Source organism: Candidatus Methylomirabilis sp. (assembly GCA_036000645.1).
Classification (GTDB): Bacteria; Methylomirabilota; Methylomirabilia; order Methylomirabilales; family JACPAU01; genus JACPAU01.
In genome coordinates this window covers 1-4,325 of sequence record DASYVA010000151.1, presented here as the reverse complement: position 1 = coordinate 4,325, position 4,325 = coordinate 1, and the positions used below count along the sequence as shown (strand labels likewise).

The window sequence follows — 4,325 nt, the reverse complement described above, 5'->3', positions numbered from 1 at the left end:
GACGCGCTCCTTCGGCCCCGGGAGCCCCGGGCTGCCCCCCCCCTTCGACCGCCTGGGCCAGCCGGTCATCGTGGGCGGTTCCATGGAGACCGGATCCTTCGTCCTGATGGGGACCCGGCAGGCCATGGAGGAAGCCTTTGGCTCGACGGCCCACGGCTCGGGCCGGACCATGTCCCGGACGGCCGCGAGGAAGAAAACCCACGGCCGCGACCTCCTGAAGAGGCTGGAGGAGAAGGGCATCATGGTCCGGGCCGCCTCCTACGAGGGGGTGGCCGAGGAGGCTGGCTTTGCGTACAAGGACATCTCCCAGGTGGCGGAGACGGTGGACGCCGCTGGCCTCTCCCGGCGCGTGGCGTTGCTCAAGCCCATCGGCAACGTGAAGGGCTAGCATTTTTCGGTTCCGGGGCGGAGTCCCTTCGGGTATAAGGGAAGACCAGCCCCCGGCATCCGTGGAGCGTCTCGGGCCCCGGGTCTTCTCCTCTCGGGAGCGGAGCGACGATGAAGCAACTCTTCTACACCCCGTTCCGCATCCTCACCCTCCGCGGCCTCCTGCCGGAGGAGGCCCCCGCGGCCGTCCGCCAGCGGGCGGATGAGCTGGTGGTGGCCCGGGACGAGGAGGGCCTCATCGCCTTCCTCGAGGGCCAACCGCTGCCCGAGGGGGCCCGCCGCCGCGTCGAGATCCTCAAGCAAGCCCGCCCGATTGCGCTGAAGGTGGTGGAGCTCTGGCGAGCCATCCCCTACCCCCACGAGGAGGTGATGCGCTGCTACGCGGTGATCCGGCGCCTCAAGGACGAGTTCGACCGGGTCTCCGAGCCCGCCATGCGGTAGGAGGGGATGGCCGCAGCTCTCCGATGGATGCTCCCGGCCCCGCTCCCTCCATGGGGCCGCGTCTTCGAAGGAGGACGGCATGAAGGCGGTCCGGTTCCACGAGCACGGCGGTCCGGAGGTCCTCCGCTACGAGGACATCCCCGACCCAGAGCCCGCGGCCCACGAGATCCTGGTCCGCGTGCGGGCCTGCGCCCTGAACCACCTGGACCTCTGGCTCCGGAAGGGCCTGCCGGGGGTCAAGGTGCTCCTCCCCCACATCTCCGGCGCGGACGTGGCGGGGGAGGTGGCGGCGGTGGGGGCGGTCTGCGCCCGGGTCAAGCCGGGCCAGCGGGTGGTGCTGATGCCGGCCGTCTCCTGCGGGCAGTGCGTCTTCTGCCTCGGCGGCCGGGACAACCTCTGCCGGCAGTACCAGATCCTGGGCGGCTACGGCTCCGTGGATGGGGGCTACGCCGAGTACATCAAGGTTCCGGAAGTGAACGCCATCCCCCTGGCCGCGCATCTCTCCTTTGAGGAGGCGGCGGCCGTCCCCCTCACCTTCCTCACGGCCTGGAACATGCTGGTCACCCTGGCCCGCGTTCAGCGGGGCGAGGACGTCCTGGTCATCGGGGCCGGGAGCGGCGTCGGCGCGGCGGCGGTCCAGATCGCCAAGCTCCTCGGGGCGCGGATCATCGCCACGGCCGGCAGCGAGGCCAAGCTGGCGAAGGCCAAGGCGCTCGGCGCCGACCACGGGATCAACCACGCCACCCAGGACATCGCCGCCGAGGTTCGGACCCTGACGGACAAGCGGGGGGTGGATGTGGTCTTCGAGCACGTGGGAGAGGCGGTCTGGGGGAAGTGCATCGCGGCCCTCACGCCGGGGGGGCGCCTGGTGACGTGTGGAGCCACGACGGGCTACAACGCCACCACCGATCTCCGCTTCGTCTTCAGCAAGCAGCTCTTTCTCCTGGGGGGCTACATGGGGCGGAAGGCGGACCTGCTCGCTCTCTGGAAGTTCGTGGAGTCGGGGGAACTGAAGGGGGTGGTGGACAGCACCTTCCCGCTGAAGGAGGCGGCCGCCGCTCAGCGCCGGATGGAGGGGCGCCAGCACTTCGGGAAGATCGTCCTGCAGCCCTGACCCCCTCGAGGGGTACGCCAGACGGGGATGCCTCCGGGCATCCCCGTTGCTGTTTCCAGGGGGTCAGGCGGGAGGTCCCTGGGGCGAGGGGACGGGACGGATGGAGAGCTGGTGCCCCGCGTTCAGGACCCGGTAGGTGGTGCCGGGGACGAGGCGGCGCCGGTCGGCCCGCAGGCGAACCTCCAGCCCCCGGCGATCGTACCAGTCGGTGTGGCGGGTCAGGTGGCTGAGGAGGCGCCGGAGACCCGGGCCGTGCCCCACCTCCCGCCGGTCGGTCCCGCTCAGGGCCAGCAGGATGATCTGGTGGTAGCCCAGGAGCTGGTGGTCCAGCTGGAGATACTCCAGGGTGACGGTGTCGTCCGGCACCGCCACGACCAGATCGTCGAACCGGACCATCCGTCCCTCCAGGCGGAGCTCCCCGATCGGGAGGGGCTCGGCCGGGGCGGTGGCGGTCGAGAGGACGAGGCCGGCCAGGGTGAACCCCACGAAGGCGAACCCCAGGAACGCGTGCGAGAGCTTGGGGAGGATTCCGCGGCCGTCCAGGGAGAGGGCTGATCGGACGAGGTGCGTGGCCGCCAGCATGGCCAGGACCGTGCCGGCGGCCACGAGGCGCCGCAGGTCGGTGCCCGGCGACGCGAAATCCACGGCCAGGACGACGGCAAGGGTAAGGCCGTAGAAGATCACCAGTCCGCTGGCGGTGCCGACGAGGCGGGCCCGGCGGATCCAGGGGAGACGCTTTGCGGCATCGAAGCGGAGGCGGAACCGGAGGAAGAAGGGGAGGTGCAGGGCCCGCCCGCAGCTCAGGCACTTCGGGTCCCCGGGCAGGTTCACGTTCCCGCACTGGGGGCACCGGAGGAACAGCCCTTCCTCGGCTCCCGCCCGCGCCCGCAGGCGGCGGAGGAGGAGGCGCAGCGGGGGCAGGACCCAGGCCAGCAGGAGGGCGACCGCGGCCCCGGCGTGCAGCCACAGGGCCAGCGTCCGGAGGGAGGGGCCCAGGAGGGACTGGACGAATTCGAAGAGGAGCCGGAGCATCCCCGCCTTACATCATGAGCATGGTCCCGTTGACGTCCAGCGTGGCGCCGCTCACGAAGGAGGCCTCGGCTGAGGCCAGGAAGGCGACGGCGGCCGCGACCTCCTCCGGGGTCCCCAGGCGCCCCATGGGACTCCGCCCGATCACGCGCTCCCGCTCCTCCGGGCTGAAGGAGGAGAGGACCCGCTCCGTCCCGATCGGCCCGGGGGCCACGGCGTTCACGGTGATCCCGCGGCCGGCCACGTCCCGGGCCAGGTGTCGGGTGAGCCCGAGGACGCCGGCCTTCGCCGCCGTGTAGTGGGCACCCTGGAAGGTGCTCATGGAGCGGCCCGCGATCGAGGCGATATTGATAATGCGGCCGTAGCCCTGCCGGAGCATCGCGGGCAGGACCGCCTTGCAACAGAGGAAGGCCGTCGTGAGGTTAAACCGGAGCATCCGCTCCCAGGCCTCCTCGCTGATGTCCAGGATGGAGGCGGCCCGCTGGCCCCCACCCACCCCGTTCACCAGGATGTCGACCCGACCCCAGGTCTCCAGGACCCGCTCCACCATCGCGGTGACCTGGGACCCCTCCTGGGCATCGCAGGGAATGACCAGCGCCTTTCCCCCGGCCTCCGCAGCACCCCGGCGGGTCGCCTCGGCGGCCTCGGGCTTGAGGTCGACGCAGGCCACCGCCGCGCCCTCCCGGGCCAACCGGAGGGCCGTGGCCCGCCCGATGCCGCTGCCGGCAGCCGTCACGACGGCGATGCGCCCGTCGAATCCCGTCATGCCCTCTCCCACGGCGCCCGGGGCGCGCCCCCGCGTGCCGCTTGGCAGGGGCGCGTCGGACCGGCTATACTGTTCGGACTGGCGGGGCCGTCCGCCCCGGGAAGGGAGGCAACCGGCATGACCGAGACCGTCCTGATCTTCGGGAAGGACACCTGACCCTTCACCACCGAGGCCCGGGAGGACTACACGAAGCGGAAGGTGCCCTTCACCTACATCAACGTGACCAAAAACAAGGCCGACCTGGAGCGGATGCTCCGGTACTCCAAGGGGAAGCGGGAGGTGCCGGTCATCGTCGAGCAGGGGCGGGTCACCATCGGCTTCGGTGGCTCCTGAGAGGTCTAGCAGCCGGCCGGTGGCCGGCGCCGGACGCAGGGCGGCCGCCCGGGGTGTCCCCTGGGCGGCCGTGGCCTTTTAGTGCCGGGCCACCTGACGTCGCCTCACGTCGTTCTCGGTCGTCGGCGGTCCGGAGCGTACAAACAGCGTACGCCTCCGGCCGCCTCCTCCCTCGGGCCTCGTGATGCTCGTCATTTGGCCCGGCACCCGAGTTGTCGCGTGAGCGCTGTGTCCTGTTTGTTGGACTTGCACTAG

General features: G+C 71.3%; 6 protein-coding genes. 4 read left to right on the top strand and 2 right to left on the bottom strand.

Annotated elements, in window-relative coordinates; all coding sequences use genetic code 11:
- From VGT06_08645 to VGT06_08635, 3 genes are all read left to right on the top strand, one after another.
- On the top strand, positions 1 to 388 hold a 388-nt coding region (locus VGT06_08645), incomplete at its 5' end, for an RtcB family protein (protein HEV8663191.1).
- Between the two features lie 110 nt (positions 389 to 498).
- Complete coding sequence (locus VGT06_08640; protein HEV8663190.1) at positions 499 to 828, top strand: hypothetical protein; 330 nt, start codon at positions 499 to 501, stop codon at positions 826 to 828.
- 79 nt (positions 829 to 907) lie between these two features.
- Positions 908 to 1,942: a zinc-binding dehydrogenase gene (locus VGT06_08635; GenBank protein ID HEV8663189.1), complete on the top strand. Its 1,035-nt coding sequence runs from the start codon at positions 908 to 910 to the stop codon at positions 1,940 to 1,942.
- 63 nt (positions 1,943 to 2,005) lie between these two features.
- On the opposite strand, the gene VGT06_08630 is transcribed toward VGT06_08635, so the two are convergent.
- Complete coding sequence (locus VGT06_08630) at positions 2,006 to 2,974, bottom strand: hypothetical protein (GenBank protein ID HEV8663188.1); 969 nt, start codon at positions 2,972 to 2,974, stop codon at positions 2,006 to 2,008.
- A 7-nt stretch (positions 2,975 to 2,981) separates the two neighbouring features.
- Positions 2,982 to 3,737, bottom strand: coding sequence for an SDR family NAD(P)-dependent oxidoreductase (locus tag VGT06_08625; protein HEV8663187.1), 756 nt, complete (start codon positions 3,735 to 3,737; stop codon positions 2,982 to 2,984).
- 117 nt (positions 3,738 to 3,854) lie between these two features.
- On the opposite strand from VGT06_08625, the gene VGT06_08620 reads away from it, so the two are divergent.
- A complete protein-coding gene (locus VGT06_08620) occupies positions 3,855 to 4,070 on the top strand; it encodes a UXX-star (seleno)protein family 1 (protein HEV8663186.1) in 216 nt (71 codons plus the stop codon).
- The last annotated feature ends 255 nt before the right edge of the window (positions 4,071 to 4,325 follow it).